The organism is Poseidonibacter ostreae, from assembly GCF_009208075.1.
Taxonomy (GTDB): Bacteria; Campylobacterota; Campylobacteria; order Campylobacterales; family Arcobacteraceae; genus Poseidonibacter; species Poseidonibacter ostreae.
In genome coordinates this window covers 1-457 of sequence record NZ_WFKJ01000133.1, presented here as the reverse complement: position 1 = coordinate 457, position 457 = coordinate 1, and the positions used below count along the sequence as shown (strand labels likewise).

3 tRNA genes are annotated in these 457 nt (G+C 40.3%); all 3 read right to left on the bottom strand.

The annotated features are described in order from the left end of the window. Positions 1 to 47: 47 nt before the first annotated feature. The 3 genes from GBG18_RS15130 to GBG18_RS15120 all read right to left on the bottom strand — a co-directional run bounded on the left by GBG18_RS15130 (position 48) and on the right by GBG18_RS15120 (position 389). Positions 48 to 124 (bottom strand) — tRNA-Asp (locus GBG18_RS15130). A gap of 95 nt (positions 125 to 219) precedes the next feature. After that, positions 220 to 295, bottom strand: a tRNA-Val gene (locus tag GBG18_RS15125). 19 nt (positions 296 to 314) lie between these two features. Then, a tRNA-Glu gene (locus tag GBG18_RS15120) sits at positions 315 to 389 on the bottom strand. Positions 390 to 457 lie beyond the last annotated feature (68 nt).

Sequence of the window (457 nt, the reverse complement as noted above, 5' to 3'; positions counted from 1 at the left end):
GGGAGATGCTCTACCAGCTGAGCTAACGGGTCACATTAAATAAAAAGTGGCGCGGTAGAAGGGACTCGAACCCTCGACCTCCTACGTGACAGGCAGGCGTTCTAACCAACTAAACTACTACCGCGCTTAAAAATACTAAATACAATAAATTGTAAATAGATGTCACTGTTAAAATAAGATTTAAAAATCAATACCACTGTATTTTAGGATTCTTAAAAATGGTGGTCGATGCAAGACTCGAACTTGCGACGTCTACCTTGTAAGGGTAGCGCTCTACCAACTGAGCTAATCGACCAAATAAATGTCAAATAATATGGTGATCCCTAGGGGATTCGAACCCCTATGGTTGGAATGAAAATCCAAAATCCTAACCATTAGATGAAGGGACCATAAAATTAATTAACATTTATAAATGGTGACCCGTGATGGATTCGAACCATCGGCCACCTCCTTAAAA